This is a genomic window from Arthrobacter celericrescens (genome assembly GCF_003614925.1).
GTDB lineage: Bacteria > Actinomycetota > Actinomycetes > Actinomycetales > Micrococcaceae > Arthrobacter > Arthrobacter celericrescens.
The window spans coordinates 20,877-38,595 of sequence record NZ_QYLP01000032.1 but is presented as its reverse complement, the minus strand read 5'-3'; the positions used below and the strand labels follow the sequence as shown (position 1 = coordinate 38,595).

The following is a 17,719-nucleotide window of genomic DNA, read 5'->3' as shown; positions in this document are numbered from 1 at the left end:
CATGTCAACAAGCACCAACGCTGCGTCCACGCAGCCCGGACACCTGACCGGCCGGCAGACCCGCAAGGTCGTCACTGCCGGCTGTGTCGGCATCTTCGTGGAACTCTACGACAACGGCATCTTCGCCTTCATGGCAGGGACCCTGGCCCTGGTGTTCCTCGCTCCCGGCAACCCGGACAACGCCCTGCTGTTCGTGTTCGCCGGCTACGCGGTGTCCTTCTTCGTGCGTCCGCTGGGCGCCGTGGTCTGTGGCTACCTGGGTGACCGGATCGGCAGGCAAAAGCTCCTGGTCTTCGTGATCATGCTGATCAGCGTGGCCACCGCCGGCATCGGCCTGCTGCCGCCCTACGCGGCGATCGGCATCGCGGCACCCATCCTGCTGGTCCTGCTGCGCATGCTCCAGGGCTTCTCCGTGGGCGGCGAAGCCGCCGGCGCCATGACCTTCCTGGCCGAGCACGCTCCCGAAGGCAAGCGCGGCGTCATCACCTCCTACGCCCAGATCGCCTCCTTCGCTGCCCTGCTGACCGGCACTCTGGTTGCCTACTCCATGTCGCCGTGGCTCACCCAGGCAGCCATCGACGGCGGCGGCTTCGGTTCCTTCGCCTGGCGCGTTCCGTTCCTGGTCGCCATCCCCATGGGCATCATCGGCTTCTACATCCGCAAGGCGATCGCCGACACCCCGAACTTCACCAAGCTGAAGGAAGAGGGCGGCCTGTCCAAGAACCCCTTGAAGGAAGCCTTCAAGTCCGCCGAGCACCGCCGCGCCATGCTGCTGGCCCTGTTCATCCCACTGATGAACGGCTCCGGCTACTACGTTCTGTTCTCCTACATGCCCACGTTCCTCAAGGGCAAGCAGATCAACTTCACCATCGGCGAGGCCCTCATCGTCACCGCCTGCAGCCTCGTGGTCATCTGCATCGCCATCCCGTTCATGGGTGCCCTGTCCGACCGCGTTGGACGTAAGAAGGTCATCGCCGGTGCAGCAATCGCCATGGCAATCGTCGGCATCCCGGCCTACGCGCTGATCGCCACCGGCAACATGGGGCTGGCCATCCTCGGCGCCTCCCTCATGGCAGTGGTGTTCGCCGGCCACACCGCCGTCATCCACATCCTGATCGTGGAACTGTTCCCCACCCGTGTCCGCTACTCGGCGTACGGCCTGGGCTACAACATCTCCTCCGCGCTCTTCGGCGGCACCGCCCCGCTGCTCATGACCTGGCTGATTTCCAGCACGGGCAACATCTACATGCCGGCCTTCTACGCCGTCATCACCGCCCTGGGCACCCTCGCCGCGGTCAGCACGGTCAAGGACCGCGCCCACGAGCCGCTGCGCGACGCCTGAGTCCAATCCATCCGGTGCCGTCCTCCCGTCGGGGAGGGTCCGGCGCCGCCTTCCAAGACATCCGGAGTAACCATGTCCTTCTCTGACTACACCACCGCAGTGGTGACCGGCGCGTCCACCGGCATGGGCGCGGCCATCGCCGAACGCCTCGCCAAGCGCGGCCTGACGGTCCACGCCTTTGCCCGCAACGACGACCGGCTCAAGGAACTGGCCGACCGCACCGGGGCCATCCCGCATGCAGTGGACCTGACCGACACGGCCGCCGTCGCTGCGGAACTGGAAGGCCTGGAGGTGGACGTCCTGGTGAACTGCGCCGGTGTCTCCCGCCCCGGGAACATCCTGGATTCGTCCGAGTCGGACATCGACGAACTGATTGACGTGAACCTCCGCGGCCTCCTCCAACTGACCCGGTTGGTGCTTCCGGGCATGGTGGAGCGGGACCTCGGCCACATCGTCAACATCAGCTCGATCGCCGGCACCTACAACTTCTACGGACACACGGTGTACCACGCCACCAAGGCAGCCGTTCACCAGATCTCGCGCCAGCTCCGCAACGACACCGTGGGCAAGCGCATCCGGGTCACGGAAATCTGCCCAGGCCGGGTGGAGACCGAGATCTTCGGCCGGAACATGGGCGGTACCCCGGAGGCCATGGAAGAGGCGTGGAAGACGTACTACGAAGGCTACGAGTCGCTGACCACCGGCGACATCGTGGATGCCCTCGACTACGCCGTGGACACTCCCCGGCACGTGAACGTGGGCATGCTGGAGATCATGCCCACCTTCCAGGTTCCGGGTGGCCTGGTGTTCGACCGGCGCGCCTAAGCGCCGGGGCAGCATCGCCCTGACCCCCGTTCCCACCCGGATCTTTGTCCGGGTCCATAAATTCCGGTGGATACCGCACTTCCTCCACCGGACATACAAGCCGCCGGCCACACTCCCGTTTCGTGGCCGGCGGCGCCCGTTTAAGCGGCGCTTTCAATGCGCGACGGCGGTCTGGCGCAGCAAGGCGATGGCGTTCTCCTTTGTGACGAGCCGCGGGCGAGACATCTTCAGAAATATCTTGACCCCCACAAATGGGGCTGCGATTCTCAATGCATGCCAACCTGTCAGACAGCCGGACAGCCGGACAGGCTTGTGGGTGATCGTGCGGGACCAAGGTCCTCGTCACATCGTCGCGCCTCGACCGTCTGGGGCGCTTTGGTACGCGGACCGAAAATGAGCCAAAAAGTTTAGATCCGGGACACAAAAACACGGAATGTGTTCTAAGTAACGTTGTGAGTCCGGACAGTGCCGTCCGGACTGCACTGTCAGAAGGAAGCCCATGGTGACAGCTACTGTGGACGACATCCTGTCGGATCTCCCGCCGGGTTGCGCCAGACTCATTCTTCACCCGACCTGCGCCAGCCATCGGGTTGAGCGGTTGCTGATCGTTGACGCGGATGACGAGATGCGGGATGTCCGGGCAGCATTGGTTCTACTGGTCGGAGTGCGCGGACGCTCGGTCTTGCCCGCTGTTCGCAGGCTTCTTGCCAACCCGCCGTTGGTCCTCGCCGTCAAAGGCCGGCCCGAGGACGTGGCGGAAGCAGAAGAACTCCTGAGGGATACGGGTGCCGGGCTCCTGCTGGTTGATCCGGAGACGGACTGGGACCGGTTTGTTTCCATTGCCAATGCCAGGATCCGGCCGCGCAGCTACCAGAGCGAAGTTCTGACGCTGCTCGAGGAGGATCTTTTTGCGATAGCCCAAACGACCGCCCGCCTGACGTCCAGCCATGTGGTCATTGAGGACGCCGCCAACAAGGTGCTCGCCTACTCCACGGTGTGCAATGACATCGATGAACTCCGCAAGGCATCGATCCTGGCGCGGCGGGGTCCGCGCAAATACGAACTGCTGCTGAAGGACCTCGGCGCCTACCGTGAGCTGCATCGAACCCGCGCGACCGTTCGCGTGCCTGCCAGGCCGCAGGACGGCTTGCGGGAACGCGTTGCGATTGCATTGTTCGCAGGCCACCGCATCATGGGCTACATCTGGCTTCAGGAAACCGGCGAGGGCTTTGGTGAGGACGTTGAGTATGTTCTGACCGGCTCGGCAACGCGGGCGGCTGCCGAACTGATCCGGTACCGCAACCACCAGGCGGTACCGATGCGGGAGGACCGGATCGTCCGTATCCTGTCCGGCCCGGCGGAGGCCGCGGCCACTGCCCACAGCGAGAAGCTGCCCGCGGATCTTCCCGCGGCCCTGATCCTCATAGGAATGTCCGCAGAGGCCGCCCAGGCCGACGATGCGGCACTGAAGCACGGCGAACTTGCCAACCTGGCTTCCATCCATGCGGCAGCCTACAAAGCCTCAGCCATCGTCGGGCAATTCAAGGGAGATACCGCTGTCATTGTCCCCGGACTGCAGCCGAAGAACGCAAAGGCCGGCCTCCGAAGCCTGGCAGAAGCCATCGTCAATGATGCGAGCAAACACCTGGGGGTCGCCCCGTTTGCAGCAGTCGGGCCAGTTGCCACCGACCTGTTGTCGGTTCACTCGACGACGGCAAAGGCTGAGGCCTTACTGGGCTGCCTGCGCCGCGAAGGGGACTCCTTGGTGGCCACCGAAGACGATTTCGAGGCAGAGATCCTCCTCCACGATGCAGTGGCGTGCTTCACCGCCTCCACCTTTCGCCACCGTGCGCTCTGGACCCTCCTTCGTGACGACAGTGATCTGGCCGAGACGCTTCGCGTGTACTTCGACGTCTCACTGGACGTGGCTGCATGCGCGCACCGCATGAACCTGCACAAGAACACCGTCTACTACCGGATCAGCAAGGCCGGGCGGATTACCGGCCTGGACTTCACTGATCCGCGCCATTCTTTGGTCGCCCTGCTTCATGTCCAGGAGTGGGCGAACAGGTACAAGGAGCAAGCGGAAAAGAAATGACAACAGTAATCGATTCTCCTCCGCTCGGACCCGTGCTTGACGACATTGTCCGGACGCACCGGCCGCGGACTGAGCGTGGCTCCGTCCCAGCCAGCATTCCGCATCTGGCCGCGCCGCCGTTCGACCGGTTCGGGATCGCCGTCGCCACCACCGAGGGTGAGATGTTCAGCGCCGGCGATGCCGGCATCCCGTTCTCGATACAGAGCATTTCCAAGGTCTTCACCCTGGCCATGGCACTGGGCGCCGACGAGCAAGACTCGCTTTGGTCCCGGGTCCTTCGCGAGCCTTCGGGAACTGCTTTCAATTCCTTGGTCCAGCTTGAAGTCGAACACGGGATTCCCCGCAACCCCTTCATCAATCCCGGTGCTCTGGTGGTGACGGACCACCTGATGGAAAGCTTCCCCGACGGGGCGGATCACTTCGTGCGTTTCCTCGCCGAACAGGTGGGGGAGTCCGCTGCCGGGTCCGGGCCCTATATCGACGAAGCGGCGGCACAAAATGAGTTCGCCAACGGCAACCGCAATCTTGCCCTCGCGCATTTCCTGAAGGACTTCGGCAACTTGCGCCACCCGGCCCAGGCGGTGGTCGAGTCCTACACCAGGCAGTGCTCCGTGATGATGACCTGCGAACAAACGGCGAAGGCCGGGCTCTTCCTGGCGCGCGGCGGACAAGGAGTCTCCGGTTCTGTTGTCTCCAGGGACCAAGCGAAACGTATCTGCTCCATCATGCTGACCTGCGGCATGTACGACGCCGCCGGCGAGTTCGCCTATCGGGTCGGGCTTCCGGGAAAGAGCGGGGTCGGCGGCGGAATCCTGATCATCGTCCCCGGAGAATGCTCCATCTGCGTTTGGAGTCCAAGGCTGGATTCCAAGGGCAACTCGCTGGCCGGAATGGCGGCGCTCGCGGACCTCACGGACCGCACCGGTTGGTCGGTGTTCTGATCGCGCCTGCCGTGGTTTCACGCGGTTCAGCCGCGCCCAAATGTTGAAACAAACGAAAGGAATCACATGTCCATCGACACAAGTGACCAGAGAGACGGTCACGTGACCGACGGCGGTCACGCACACGCCTCGGACTCGCTTATCCACGCTGAGGAAGCGGGCTACCACAAGGGCCTTAAAGCCCGCCAGATCCAGATGATCGCCATCGGCGGCGCCATCGGCACGGGACTGTTCCTGGGCGCCGGCGGCCGCCTTCATATAGCGGGGCCTTCATTGGTCGTGGCGTATGCAGTGTGCGGTTTCTTCGCTTTCCTGATCCTCCGCGCTCTCGGCGAACTCGTTCTGCACCGCCCGTCGTCGGGGTCCTTCGTCTCCTACGCCCGGGAGTTCTTCGGCGAGAAGACCGCCTACGTCGTGGGCTGGTTCTACTGGATCAACTGGGCCATGGCCACCATCGTGGATACCACCGCCGCGGCGCTGTACATGAATTTCTTCGGCAAATACGTCCCTTGGATGGGCGCGGTCCCGCAGTGGGCGTGGGCCCTCATCGCACTGATTGTGGTCCTCAGCCTGAACCTTGTTTCCGTGAAGGTGTTCGGCGAACTTGAGTTCTGGTTCTCCTTGGTCAAAGTCGCTGCGCTTGTGGCGTTCCTGCTCGTTGGCACCTACTTCGTCATTTTCGGTACCCCCGTCAATGGCCAGGAGGTCGGTTTCAGCCTCATCGCGGACAACGGCGGAATGTTGCCCAACGGCCTGCTCGCCATGATCCTCGTCATGCAGGGTGTGCTGTTCGCCTACGCCGGAATCGAGCTCGTGGGCACCGCTGCGGGCGAGACGGAGGCCCCCGAAAAGATCATGCCCAAGGCCATCAACTCCGTCGTCTACCGGATCGGCCTGTTCTACGTCGGTTCGGTCCTGCTGCTGGTGCTCCTCCTCCCGTACACCTCGTATGAAAAGGGTGTCAGTCCGTTCGTGACGTTCTTCGGTTCCATCGGCGTCCAAGGGGTGGACGTGATCATGAACCTCGTGGTCCTCACCGCGGCACTGTCTTCACTGAACGCGGGCCTCTACTCCACGGGCCGGATCCTGCGTTCCATGTCCATGGCTGGGTCGGCGCCGAAGTTCGCCCAGCGCATGAACAAAGCCGGCGTTCCGTACGGCGGCATCGCCATCACCGCCGGAGTCTCCCTGCTCGGTGTTCCGTTGAACTACCTCGTCCCGCACGAAGCTTTCGAAATCGTCCTCCACGTGGCGGCTGTGGGAATCATCGTGATGTGGGCCTCCATCGTCCTGTGCCAGATTCAGCTCAAGCGCTGGGCGGACAGGGGCTGGCTCCAGCGTCCGGCCTTCCGGATGTTCGGTGCCCCGTACACCGGCTACCTTGCCTTGCTCTTCCTGGCGGGCATCCTCGTCATCGTCTTCATTGATTCCCCGCTCACCATGGTGGTCACCGTTATCGCCTGCGCCCTGATGGTCCTCGGCTGGTACCTGTGCCGCAAGCAGATCCATGAGATTGCGGCAGCCAGGGATGGCTACACAGGCGAAGCCCCGGTGATAGCCAACCGGCAAAGCGTCAGGTAGCAAACGGACTCCCAAAGAACAGCCGGTCCTCGTCCCAAATCCCACTCCCAACCCACAAGAGGTAACACCATGAAGCACACGCCCATCGGCGCAGGAAGCAAGACTCCCACCCCGGCGACAATTGCTGCGAGGGCCGCCGCTCCTGCAGCGGCGATTTCCCAGCAGGTCGCCGCAGACGAAACGCCGGCAATCAGCGTCGGCACGGATGCCGCGTTTGCTGCAGCCGTCCCGAGGCCGGCATCCGGGCGCGGTCTGAAGAACATCTCCGAAGTCCGGCATTTCTTCCGGACCAATGATGTGCCGGTGTTCTTCATCGGGGCAACGCCCTTCAACCTGCTCGGCCTGGACCGCTGGGTGCGGAATTTCTCATACGTGACCTACTACGACGCATGGGACGGGGCCCACCCCAAGGTCTTCTCGCCCTCATACAAGCCGTACCACGAATTCGAAGACGGCGAGGCGATCAACAACTGGCTCTTGAACAACCCCGAAGTCCGCGCGCACATGGCGCGAGGCCTTCTCCCAGGCGTCCGGCCCAAGGTGGCGATGGTGTTCTTCAACGAAGAAACCGAAGCGATCTGCGCCGAACTCGGCTACGACCTTATCCTGCCCCCTGCGAGCTTGCGGGAACGCCTCGACTCGAAGATCGTCACCACACAACTGGGCAACGAGGCTGGGGCGCCAAGTGTCCCCAACGTCCTGACCACCGCCGACAGCTGGGACGAACTTGTCGAGGCGGCCGGGGCTGCCGGCCTGGGTGGGGACCTCGTGGTCCAGACACCGTACGGGGATTCCGGAAAGACAACGTTCTTCATCTCCTCCGAAGCGGACTGGGACAGGAACAAGGAGGACATCGTCGGCCAGGAGCTGAAGGTGATGCGCAGGATCAATAACCTGCCCGTCGCCGTCGAGGCCGTCATCACGCGGTGCGGCACCGTCGTCGGACCGTTCCTGACCGAGCTGACCGGGTATGCAGAGCTCACCCCGTACCGGGGTGGTTGGTGCGGGAACGAAATGCACTCCGCAGTCCTGACCCCCGGCCAAAGGGCCAAAGCAACCGAGCTTGTACGGCGGCTCGGCGACCGGCTAGGCGAAGAGGGCTACCGCGGATTCTTTGAAGTCGACGTACTCATCGACACCGACGAAGACGAGGTCTACCTGGGTGAACTGAATCCCCGGATCAGCGGTGCCTCCGCGATCACCAACGTCACCGCCGGTGCTTATGCTGACATCCCGCTGTTCCTCTTCCACCTGCTCGAATACATGGACGTCGATTTCGTCCTGGACGTCGATGAGATCAACCAGCGTTGGGAAGACCTGGCCGGCGGAGACACGTGGAGCCAAATGATCATCAAGGAAACGTCTCCGATCGTGGAGCAACTCCTGGAAACCCCGCCCACCGGCCAGTACTTCCTGGACGCCACCGGCGCGCTGGTTTTCAGGCGAGCGGCACTTGACTGGCACCAGCTCAAGGACGAATCGGAGGCCTTCTTCCTGCGCATTTACGGCCCGGGGGACTACCGGTGGAAAGGCGCGGACCTGGGCGTTCTGGTCACGAAGGGACGCCTGCAACGCGACAACAACGGCCAATCATCGTTGACCATCCGCGCACGCCACCTCATCGACTCGATACGTTCGCGCTACCTCGGAGTTGCGCTTGCCGATGCCGCCGAGCCGAAGCCGTCCCAGGGCGTGAAGTCCCGGTGATAGCTCTTTCAGGTACAGGATCGATGGAGTCAGCAGGACGGATGGCCGACGAAGCTGAAACCGGATTCCCGGCAGGCATGAATCTGGAAAACTGGCAGTCAGCCCAGTATTTGCATTGGAGTTTCCAGCACATGGCCGATTTCCTGCCCACGGCTGTCATATCCCGTGGAAGTGGGCCGGTGGCGGTTCTCCAGGCACAGCCCCGGGGTGCCGCCCTGGACGGCATCCGCGTGGCGCCGTCGCACGGCGGGGTGCCGGCAACAGTCCGCGAAATCATGGATGCCACCAATACGGACGGTTGGGCGGTCCTGCATGAAGGGAACCTCGTAGCGGAAGAATATTCAGGGGGCATGACCGCTGGTTCGTCGCACCTTCTGATGTCGGTCAGTAAGACACTGGTCGGGGCTGTTGCCGGTGCTTTGTCAGGGGGCGGAGTCCTCGACGTCGACGCCCTGGTGACTGCCTACGTTCCGGCTTTGGCGGGGTCGGGATACGCCGGTGCCACGGTCCGGAATCTGTTGGATATGCGATCCGGCATTGCGTTCTCGGAGAACTACCTCGATCCTTTTGCGGAAGTCCGGCTCCTCGAGGAAGCCATTAGCTGGGCACCACGAATGGACCCGGGGCTGCCTTCCACGCTCTACGGGTATCTCCAGACCCTGCGGCAAAAGACCTTCCACGGAGGAGTCTTCGAATACCGCTCCTGTGAAACCGACGTCCTTGGCTGGGTTTGTGAAGCGGCTGCGGGGGAGCCGATGCCCCAGCTGATGTCCCGGCTCCTCTGGAGCCGGATCGGCGCCGAGTTCGACGCAACGATAGGCACGGACCCCGTGGGCACCGGCATGTTTGACGGAGGGATCAACGCGGGACTGCGGGACATGCTCCGGTTTGGTTCGGTCTTCCTTAACGACGGCGTTTCGCTGACGAATGAGCGGATCCTGTCGCCGGGCTGGATCGCAGAGACGCTCGACGGCGCAGCCGACTCCAGGGAAGCCTTCCTCTACAGTCCGGGAGACAACCGGATGCCCGGGGGCATGTACCGTAACCAGATCTGGTTCCCCTACCCGGGCAACGATGTGTTGCTGTGCCTGGGCATCCACGGCCAAATGATCTACATCAACCGCCCCGCGCGGGTTGTCGCGGCGAAGCTGTCCAGCTGGCCGCTGCCCCAGGACGCACTGAAGCTCTTCTCAACTTTGGGCGCTTTCGATGCCATGTCGGCCGCCCTGGCCGCGGACACCGCCGGGCTTCGGGAACAAGCCCATTAGCCCACCGTTCCTGCTGCCCGGGAGACGGACAGCCATTTCGAGAACCAGAAACACGGAAACAGATATGACAAACGAAACATCCGGCAAGGAAACGAAGACCCCCAGCCGGGCCTGGCGCGTCCGGGCCGACGCCTGGGAATTCCTTGGGTATGCCCTGAAGCAGCTGAACATGGGAAGTTCTGCCAAACCTTCCCAAGCCAGCTTGCAGGACCAGGTTCGGAGGGCGCTGGGCCTGCTGAAGGCGGTTGAACCGTACTGGGCAGCTCCCGGGGTGGTTACAGTGGCGAGGCTTGACGAGGCCGTGACGTCCGGTGAATTCCAGGCTGCCGTGGATTTGCTGGCATCGGTGGCACAACACCTGCCGTCTTCCGGGTCCCAGGCTGAAGCCCAGAGGAACAGCCGAGCGACGCAGGAGGGGTATGAGCCGGAAACCGCGGACGGACGCGAGAGCGTCTCCAGGCCCCGGTTTGAGGTTCTTCTTGTGGATGACATCACGGACCAGGAGGCGGAGGCGCTCAAGTCCGACATGTACGCCCAGCGGCGGCCGACCGACTCATTTCACTATGAAGTAACGGTGGTCCCGAGCTATGAGGACGCGCTTGTGGCCTTGCTGCTCAACCGCGACATTCAGGCCTGCATCCTCAGGCCCGGCTTCCAGGTCGCCAGCAAGCAGCCCCTGGGCCGGGACCTGCGCAATTTCCTTGCGGACCACGTCAGTGAGCGGCTTGAGGGGATGCGTCCGATCGAACGCATCCTCAATCTGTCCGAACGAATCTCCGAACTTCGTCCGGAGCTTGACGTGTATTTGGTGGCAGGCGTCTCCATTGAAACGCTGGCCGGATCCCTCACCCGCCGGTTCAGGAGGATCTTCCGGAGGCAGGATCACCTTGACCTGCATTTGTCGCTGCTCTCGGGCATCGCTGAACGCTACGAGACACCGTTCTTTACGGCTATCCAGAACTACAGCCGCCGTCCCTCCAGCGTGTTCCATGCTTTGCCGATTTCCCGCGGAGGATCAGTAGGCAGCTCCCCGTGGATCCGCGACATGGCCGACTTCTACGGACTCAACCTCCTGCTGGCCGAGACCTCCGCAACATCGGGCGGTCTGGACTCACTGTTGGATCCGCATGGGTCCATCAAACATGCGCAGGATTTGGCGGCACGTGCGTTCGGGGCCGAGAGGACCTACTTCGTTACGAACGGAACATCGACGGCGAACAAGATCGTGCATCAGTCGATCCTTGCTCCCGGAGATATCGTCCTGGTCGATCGAAACTGCCATAAGTCCCACCACTACGCCTTTGCCCTCGCCGGTGCCCAGGTTTCTTACCTGGATGCGTACCCGCTGGATAAATATGCCTTTTACGGGGCAGTCCCGCTGGCAAGCATCAAACAGCGGCTGCTGGACTATCGCCGCGAAGGTCGTTTGGACGAAGTCAAGATGATCACCCTGACCAACTGCACGTTCGACGGCATCGTCTACGACGTCGAACGGGTCATGGAGGAATGCCTCGCCATCAAACCGGATCTCGTCTTCCTCTGGGATGAAGCATGGTTCGCCTTCGCCGGATTCCATCCGGTTTACCGGCGGAGAACCGCGATGGCAGCGGCGAGGAAGCTCGCGTCCTCCTTCAGTGATCCGTCCTACGGCGCCCGGCACGCCAAACAGGAAGCGCTTCTCCGGAATCCCGGGACCAACGAATATGCAGACGACGAGCTCTGGCTGAACACCCGGCTGATACCGGATCCCAAGAAGGCCAGGCTTCGGGTGTACGCCACCCAATCCACCCACAAGACCCTGACATCGCTCCGCCAAGGCTCGATGATCCATGTTCACGACCAGGACTTCAGGGAGATGAATCAGGAATCGTTCCGCGAAGCGTACATGACGCACACCTCGACCTCACCGAATTACCAGATTCTGGCCTCCCTGGACATCGGACGCCGCCAGGTGGAGCTCGAAGGTTTTGGCCTGGTGCAAAGGCAGGCCGACCTCGCCACGAGCCTGGCTGAGGCAGTGGCGCGGAACGCCCTCCTGAAGAAATACTTCCGGGTCCTCACAACCCATGACCTGGTGCCGGCCCGGTACCGGGCCTCTACCAGCCCCATGCCGTTGCGGGACGGCTACTCAACCTTCGAACGCGCCTGGCAACACGATGAATTCGTTGTCGACCCGAGCCGGCTGACGTTGGACATCAGCCGCACCGGCGTCGACGGCGATACCTTCCGGCATCAGTTCCTCGCGGACAAACACGGCATCCAGGTCAACAAGACCTCCCGCAACAGCGTGCTTTTCATGACCAACATCGGGACCAGCCGCAGCGCCGTGGCGTATCTGATTGAGGTTCTCGTGAAACTGGCAGAGACATTCGAGAATGAGGCTCCCGGTGTGCTGAACGGAAACGGACCGACGGCGGTGACGCACGCTCCGGAGGCAGCCACGCCGCCGTTGCCGGACTTCAGCCATTTCGCGGCCCGGTTCCGGAAAGGGGCTTCCACGCCGGACGGGGATATCCGGTCGGCATTCTTTGAAAGCTATCGTCCGGGTGCAACCGCCTACCTCACCCCCGACGAGCTTTCGGCGCAGATCGGGAGCGGGACCGAGGTGGTGTCGGCGGGCTTCGTCACGCCCTACCCGCCAGGATTTCCCATCCTGGTCCCCGGCCAGGTCATCACCACCCAGACCCTGGACTTCATGGCTGCCTTGGATACCCGCGAGATCCATGGCTTCAACCCGGATCAGGGCTATCTCGTGTTCAAAGACTAGAAGAAGGGGTTCATCAGGCATGACCTCTCTCGTAGCGCAGGGGCTTCGACAGTGAAAAAACGTCGCGTATCGGATTGGACAAAGCTGATAGGAAAACGGGTTGAGGTCCGGCATTCGGGCGAACAGGTCCAAACGGGACTTGTCGACAACGCCATGCCCGACTCCTCCGTTATCTGGCTCGCACCCGAAGGGGTCTATCGCAGGGCACTCTTCGAAGCGGCCCACGGCTTCGAAATATGGGTCGAGTACGAGGCACAGAACCAGCCGGTGGCGGAGCCCAAGGAAAAACGACCCGTAAGAGGGGTGTTCGGCAGCAATGAGTAAGGAATTTCGAATGAAGAGAAGTGAAAAGGGATCAATCATGGGCAAGGCCATGCGGGGCATTGTTGTGGCCGGGATGTCGGCTGCGATGCTGGCTGTCTCATCGGTCGCGCCCGCATCGGCCGACCCCGTGTACGCTCCGGTCGACCAGCCAGGCCCGGCGCTTTCGGTGCCGCAGAATCTGCTGGACGCCAGCCTCGAGTGCACGGCCAATGCCGGCAACGCAACACGGGACGTGGTGCTCCTGATTCCCGGAACCACACTGACCCCGGAATCGAATTACGACGGGAACTGGTTCCAGGCACTGGACAAGCTGAACTGGCCCTACTGCTCCGTCGCCCTGCCCGAAGACGCGATGAACGACATCCAGGTCTCGGCCGAGTACATCGTCAACGCGATCCGGGAAGTCCGCGCGATCAGCGGCCGGAAGGTGGATCTCCTCGGGTTCAGCCAAGGCGGCCTCGCTCCCCGCTTCGCGCTGCGGTTCTGGCCTGACACCCGCGCCATGGTCGATGACTACGTGGCCCTCGGCGCCACCAACCACGGCAGCCTGACCGTGGACGGCATGTGCGCCGCCGGGTGCGCGCCGGCACTGCAGCAGCAGCGGTTCAACTCCGCCTTCACCCAGGCAACGAATTCCTTCCAGGAAACCTTCGCCGGGATTTCCTACACGGACATCTACTCCCACACCGACCAGTTCGTCACCCCCAACCTCAACGACTCCGGGACCACGTCACTGCACGGCGGCACAGGCACCATCACCAACGTCGCCCTCCAGGATGTCTGCCCGCTCAACGCCGCCGACCACCTGGCCACCGGCACCTACGACCCGGTCGCCTACGCCCTCGCCGTCGACGCCCTCAGCCACGACGGACCCGCAAACCCTGCGAGGACCCCGGCCTCCACCTGCACCAAACTGCTCATGCCCGGCGTCAACCCGCTGACGTTCCCCGGCAAATACGTGGACCTCTGGAACACCGTCCTCGCCCAACTCGTCGCGTACCCGCACGTCGGAACCGAACCGGCCCTCAAGCCCTACGTCTACGCCCAACCCTGACCGCACCTGGTGCCTGTCCAAGCTCCCGACGACGGCCCGCCCCGCACCCCGGCACCCGCGCGGCGCGCAGGAGTACGCTGGCCCCATGCTGACATTGCCGCGCCGGAGCCTTGGGTTACGCCGAGGGCTCGCAATGCCTCCCGCACTCCTCCGCCAGGGCCCGGGCCGGATCGCCGATTTCGACCGCGCCGTGGTCCGCACGATTTCCCGCTGGCCGCACGGGAACCACGACGCCTTCTTCCGCAACCTCTCGGCCTCTGCCACCAAGGGCAAGCTGTGGTTCGCCGTCGCCGGCGCCCTTGCCGCAGTTCCGGGGAAACCCCGCCGGGCGGCAGTGCACGGCCTCCTTGCCCTCGGTGTTGCGTCCGCCGTGACCAACCTCGGCTTCAAGACCCTGCTCCCGCGCGCCCGGCCCCTGCCCGAGCACCTCCCGGTCTTCCGTTTCGTCCATCCGCAGCCCACCAGTTCCTCGATGCCCTCGGGCCACTCGGCCTCGGCAGTGGCCTTTACCCTGGGCGTTTCCTTCGTCCACCCGGCGGCCGGCGCGCTCCTCGCCCCGGTGGCCGCCGGCGTCGCCTATTCCCGCGTCCACACCGGCGCTCATTGGCCCTCCGACGTCGTGTTTGGTTCCGCGATCGGCGTGGGCGCTGCCTTGCTCACCCGCCGCTGGTGGCCGGAGCGGGCCGAGCAGCCGGAGCAGCGCCGCACCGACGAAGACCTCCCGCGGATCGCCGACGGCGCCGGGTTGGCGATCGTCGTCAACGCCAAGGGCGGCTCCTACTCGCCGGAGACCGGCCAACTCCTGCAGGAAGCCTTCCCCCAGGCGCACATCCGCGAGGCCGGCGACGACGATGACGTCACCGCCGTCATCGAGGAAACCGCCGCGCGGCCGGGCACCAAGGCCCTGGGCGTGTGGGGCGGCGACGGAACGGTCGGCACCGCGGCGGCCGCCGCCGTCGAACACGGACTGCCGCTGCTGGTGCTGCCAGGCGGGACGCTCAACCACTTCGCCCGCGACACCGGCATCGCCACCCTCGAGGACGCCGTAGCCGCCGCGGAGGCCGGAAGCGGGATGAGCGTGGACCTGGGGCATGTGACGGCTGGCCGCGGCCAGGACGGGACGGACGAGATCCGTGAGCTCGCCATGCTCAACACCGCCAGCATCGGCGTCTATCCGAACCTGGTGCGCCGGCGCGAACGCCTCCAAGGCGCCCTCGGCAAACCGCTGGCCGGCCTGATCGCGGGGCTGCGCACCTTCGGCGCGTCCTCGCCCACCAGCCTGCTGATCGACGGCGTCCGGCACCGGATCTGGATCCTTTACCTCGGCCGCGGCCGGTACTATCCGCGGGACCTCGCGCCGCTGGCCCGCCCCGTGATGGACGACGGCGTCCTGGACATCCGCATGGTCACCGCGGACGAGCCCTTTGCCCGGCTCCGGCTGCTCTGGGCGGTGGCCACCGGAACCGCCGGCAGTTCGAAGGTGACCCACTTGCGTGAGGCGTCGCGGATCAGCGTAGACGCGCTGGACTCGCCGCTGGTGCTGGCGGTCGACGGCGAACCCCTCCCCGGGGTGCGCAGCGCCGGGTTCAGCGTCGCGCCGGGCCACCTCCGGGTGTACTCGCCGGCCGAGGCAGGCCCGGATCATCCATGAGGACTACCCTGATCCGACCCTGAATCATCCCTGGGACAGGCGAAACCCGGGATCTTCGTGGCTAGCGTTGTTAATACCGTCAACAACACTCAGCTTCAGCGAAAGGGAAGGGACACTTCCATGATCGGGGCACTCCATGATTGAGGCACACGGGCTGCGAAAGGTCTACGGCGAGAAGACCGCCGTCGACGGGGTCAGCTTCACCGTCCAACCCGGAAAGGTCACGGGCTTCCTGGGCCCCAACGGCGCCGGCAAATCCACCACTATGCGCATGATCATGGGCCTGGACCGACCCACCGCCGGCAGCGTCACCGTGAACGGCCTGCCGTATGCCAGGCACAAGGCACCGCTTCACCAGGTGGGCGCCCTGCTCGACGCCAAGGCAGTGCACACCAGCCGCAGCGCCTACAACCACCTCCGGGCCATGGCAGCCACCCACGGCATCCCGAAAAAGCGCATCGACGAGGTCATCGACATGACCGGCCTCAGCGCCGTCGCGAAGAAGAAGGCCGGCGGGTTCTCCCTCGGCATGGGCCAGCGGCTGGGCATCGCCAACGCGCTCCTCGGCGATCCCCAGACCCTGATCCTCGACGAACCGGTCAACGGCCTGGACCCCGAAGGCGTGCTGTGGGTCCGCAACCTCGCACGGTACCTTGCCCGCGAAGGCAAGACGGTCTTCATCTCCAGCCACCTGATGTCCGAGATGGCGCAGACCGCGGACCAGTTGATCGTTATCGGCCGCGGCCGGATCATCGCCGACACCACGGTGGAGGCGCTGATCGAAAGCCAGACCCGCAAGCGCACCCTGGTCCGGACCCCGGACACGTCGCGCCTGGGCGTGCTGCTGGCAGGCGAGGGCGTCCGCGTGGACCAGAACGAGCCGGAAACCCTCGAAGTCTCGGGCATCGACCCGCGTAGGATCGCCGAACTGGCGCTCGAAAACCGCGTGCTCGTCTATGAACTGACGCCGCTCACGTCATCCCTGGAAGAGGCGTACTTCCAGCTGACCCGGGACGAGGTGGAGTACCACTCGCACCTCGAGTCACACGCGGGACAGGCGCCCGGCCCCCTGAACGGAGGCTCCGGAACCGGGGCCTACCGGATGTCCGACGCCGAAGCCGCCGCCATGGAAGGATCCCAGCGATGAGCACCGCCACCGTCTCCGCCAAATCCACGCCTCCGGCAACCGCCGGCCACGGAGTGAACTTCTTCCGGGTCCTCGACTCGGAATTCATCAAGTTCCGGACCCTCCTCAGCACCAAGATCCTGGTGCTGGGCACCTTCGTGGCGATCGTCGGCGTCGCCATGCTGGCAGCCCTCGCCCGGTGGAGCATCATCAACCAGATGACGAGCACGGAAGGGCCCGGGGGACAGAAAATGACCCCGCAGCAGGCCGCCGAATCCATCCCGGCCGGCCAGGCCTTCGAGCTCTACAACCTGCCCAACGCCGGCCTGAACATCGGCATCCTGGTCCTCGGCTCCCTGGCTGTGCTCTTCATTGCCTCGGAGTTCGCCACCGGCATGATCCGCTCCACGTTCAACGCCGCCCCGGACCGCCTGTCCACCTTCGCCGCGAAGGCCGTGGTGTTGGTGGTGGTTTCCTACGTCCTCTCCATCGCCGGCGGTGCGCTCAGCTTCCTGCTGGCCGCGCCGATGTTCACCGGAATGGGCCTGGACCTGGACTGGGGCACGGACGGGGTCCTCTACAGCCTGCTGACCGGCGGGCTTTACGTTTCCGGGGTCGCCCTGATCGGCTTGTCCCTGGGCACCTTGCTCAAGAACTCCGCGGGCGGAATCACCATCCTGGTTGCGATCATGTTCGTCCTGCCGTTCGCCGGGAGTTTCCTGGCCTTCGTTCCGGGCGACTTCTGGAAGTACGTTCCCCAGTACCTGCCCAGCGAAGCCGGCGGCCGTTTCCTCTCGATCGGGCACGCGGACGGCATCCTGGACCCGTGGCAGGGCGGCCTGATTTTCCTTGGCTACGTCATCCTCTTCCTGGTTCCGGCGATGTTCGCCCTCAAGAAGCGCGACGTCTGATCCGCACCGTAACCGCTCCGTCGCCCTTCGGGGTCGCGGGAACGCTGCGGGGTCGCTGGAACGACGTCCCGGCGACCCCGCAGCTCTCCCGCGAAATCGGCATGAAGGCCGGGAGCATCAGCAC

The 17,719-nt window shown here is 64.2% G+C and carries 13 protein-coding genes; all 13 read left to right on the top strand.

From position 1 onward, the window contains the following. Nucleotide 1 precedes the first annotated feature (1 nt). On the top strand, nt 2–1,342 hold the full coding sequence (locus D3654_RS07820) for an MFS transporter (protein ID WP_120520945.1): 1,341 nt from the start codon (nt 2–4) through the stop codon (nt 1,340–1,342). A 72-nt stretch (nt 1,343–1,414) separates the two neighbouring features. Beyond that, nucleotides 1,415–2,167, top strand: coding sequence for an SDR family oxidoreductase (locus D3654_RS07815; RefSeq protein WP_120520944.1), 753 nt, complete (start codon nt 1,415–1,417; stop codon nt 2,165–2,167). A gap of 499 nt (nt 2,168–2,666) precedes the next feature. Then, nucleotides 2,667–4,265 carry a PucR family transcriptional regulator gene (locus tag D3654_RS07810; protein WP_120520943.1) on the top strand — a complete coding sequence of 533 codons (1,599 nt, stop codon included), beginning with the start codon at nt 2,667–2,669 and terminating at the stop codon, nt 4,263–4,265. Continuing rightward, entirely contained in the window at nt 4,262–5,206 is a 945-nt protein-coding gene (locus D3654_RS07805; RefSeq protein WP_120520942.1) for a glutaminase, read from the top strand. Before D3654_RS07810 ends, D3654_RS07805 begins: the two co-directional genes overlap by 4 nt. A 66-nt stretch (nt 5,207–5,272) precedes the next feature. Beyond that, nucleotides 5,273–6,787 carry an amino acid permease gene (locus D3654_RS07800; RefSeq protein WP_120520941.1) on the top strand — a complete coding sequence of 505 codons (1,515 nt, stop codon included), beginning with the start codon at nt 5,273–5,275 and terminating at the stop codon, nt 6,785–6,787. Between the two features lie 69 nt (nt 6,788–6,856). After that, nucleotides 6,857–8,494 carry a biotin carboxylase gene (locus D3654_RS07795; RefSeq protein WP_205571757.1) on the top strand — a complete coding sequence of 546 codons (1,638 nt, stop codon included), beginning with the start codon at nt 6,857–6,859 and terminating at the stop codon, nt 8,492–8,494. Nucleotides 8,495–8,673: 179 nt separating this feature from the next. Then, nucleotides 8,674–9,762: a serine hydrolase domain-containing protein gene (locus tag D3654_RS07790; RefSeq protein ID WP_245413139.1), complete on the top strand. Its 1,089-nt coding sequence runs from the start codon at nt 8,674–8,676 to the stop codon at nt 9,760–9,762. 64 nt (nt 9,763–9,826) lie between these two features. Continuing rightward, on the top strand, nt 9,827–12,529 hold the full coding sequence (locus D3654_RS07785; RefSeq protein ID WP_120520940.1) for an aminotransferase class I/II-fold pyridoxal phosphate-dependent enzyme: 2,703 nt from the start codon (nt 9,827–9,829) through the stop codon (nt 12,527–12,529). A 51-nt stretch (nt 12,530–12,580) separates the two neighbouring features. Further along, the gene (locus D3654_RS20440; RefSeq protein ID WP_162943676.1) at nt 12,581–12,853 is read left to right on the top strand and encodes a hypothetical protein; all 273 of its coding nucleotides are present in this window, start codon (nt 12,581–12,583) and stop codon (nt 12,851–12,853) included. 10 nt (nt 12,854–12,863) lie between these two features. Further along, nucleotides 12,864–13,907 (top strand): esterase/lipase family protein, encoded by a 1,044-nt coding sequence (locus D3654_RS07780; RefSeq protein WP_205571756.1) that lies wholly within the window; start codon nt 12,864–12,866, stop codon nt 13,905–13,907. 133 nt (nt 13,908–14,040) lie between these two features. After that, nucleotides 14,041–15,558 carry a bifunctional phosphatase PAP2/diacylglycerol kinase family protein gene (locus D3654_RS07775; RefSeq protein WP_120520939.1) on the top strand — a complete coding sequence of 506 codons (1,518 nt, stop codon included), beginning with the start codon at nt 14,041–14,043 and terminating at the stop codon, nt 15,556–15,558. 136 nt (nt 15,559–15,694) lie between these two features. Then, entirely contained in the window at nt 15,695–16,705 is a 1,011-nt protein-coding gene (locus D3654_RS07770; protein WP_120520938.1) for an ABC transporter ATP-binding protein, read from the top strand. After that, the gene (locus D3654_RS07765) at nt 16,702–17,595 is read left to right on the top strand and encodes an ABC transporter permease (RefSeq protein WP_120520937.1); all 894 of its coding nucleotides are present in this window, start codon (nt 16,702–16,704) and stop codon (nt 17,593–17,595) included. Before D3654_RS07770 ends, D3654_RS07765 begins: the two co-directional genes overlap by 4 nt. Nucleotides 17,596–17,719 lie beyond the last annotated feature (124 nt).